At 65.4% G+C, this 1275-nt stretch carries 2 protein-coding genes and 1 pseudogene; all 3 read left to right on the top strand.

Annotation, left to right across the window (positions count from 1 at the left end; genetic code table 11):
- Positions 1-111 (top strand): annotated as a pseudogene (locus tag HLA95_RS27370) (IS5/IS1182 family transposase); the annotation flags it as partial.
- Positions 112-467: 356 nt separating this feature from the next.
- Positions 468-800, top strand: coding sequence for a hypothetical protein (locus HLA95_RS27365; protein ID WP_191062493.1), 333 nt, complete (start codon positions 468-470; stop codon positions 798-800).
- 380 nt (positions 801-1180) lie between these two features.
- A partial coding sequence (locus HLA95_RS27360) for a transposase (RefSeq protein ID WP_222183311.1) occupies positions 1181-1275 on the top strand: 95 nt, incomplete at its 3' end.

Raw genomic sequence — 1275 nt, 5'->3', positions numbered from 1 at the left:
CTGTTTTGCCGGCTCAAGAACTGGCGGCGCATCGCCACCCGCTACGACCGCCTCGCCCGGAACTACCTGGCTGCCCTCGCACTCGTCGCCGTCGCCTCAGCATGGACCTGAATGAGTTCCCTACCTAAGCCCCGTCGGTATCCATGACCGATGAACCCGTGGCGCGATACAGCATCCTCCTGCTTGAGGAGCAGGAGGGTGTGCCGCCAGACGGCGCCTGATCGTCGGCCCGTATCCCGCACAAACGTAAGTCGAGTCGAACTGGTTTGGCTCCTTCTTAGCTGGCCGCACCTTTGTTCGGGGTTGTCATAACATGGACCCGGCTGCGCACCGGCAGGCGGCAGAAAATACGCCAGCATGCGGTAATTCCGGCGCTGCCGTGTATGACGGGCACCGCCCGCATTCCCTCCCTGGCGCGGCGGCTCAGAGAGGTGCGTGTGCTCCCGCCAAACCATCGGAACCCCGCCATGGCCATGCGTCCTCTTCCCTTGCCCGGCCGGCCGCCGCCGGACCGGGCGGTCTTGCGGGCCCGGCTGACCATGGCCGAGAACCATCTGGCGGCCGGCGAACTGGGGATCGACCGGACCTGCGCCTACCTGGCGCGGCAGCAGGCGGCCGGCCGGAACACGCGCGACAGCGAGGCCGCCCTGCAGGCACGGCAGGCCATGCAGGCGCAATGGCGGCGCCACTCTACAACTCGCTCCCGCGCCCTGCTCACCGCCATGCAGGACATGCTACGCGTCTTCGAGGAGCGGCTGGCATTCCTGGAACAGGAAGCTCGGCTGACTGATCAGGAATAGTCGAACAACGCCGCGATGGATGCCTCAGAATCAGCATGAGGCCAAGGTGCGCGCATCGCCGGCAAAGTGCTGCCTCGTCAACCGCATGAACGAGCGACCACGCATGCGTTGGTGAGCTTCCACCGGCAGCGCCATCGGTGCATCTGTCCTCTCGCAACCAGGAGGGAATCATGCCTGCATCTCAGCAGCCGGCGATCGCTGACCGCGTAGCGATCGCCATGGCCGAGATTACTGCCTGGATGACTACAGAGCGTGACGAACGACGCCGGCAGCTGTGCAGCCGGCCGGACCAGGGGTGGCAGGAAGTGGCAGAGACGGTGACCTTGCCCCCTGAAATGCCCTCGGTCTGAAGCTAGGGTCCGTCGATCAGGAGACGGACGATGAAGAAGAGCCGGTTCAGCGAAGAGCAGATCATCGGGATCCTGAAGGAGGGTCAGGCCGGGCTGCCGGTTGCCGAGATCTGCCGGAAGCACGG

Origin of the sequence: Geminicoccus harenae (genome assembly GCF_019800005.1) — a bacterium.
GTDB lineage: Bacteria > Pseudomonadota > Alphaproteobacteria > Geminicoccales > Geminicoccaceae > Geminicoccus > Geminicoccus harenae.
The sequence above is the reverse complement of the archived record's forward strand: the minus strand, read 5'-3'. Positions and strand labels throughout refer to the sequence as shown.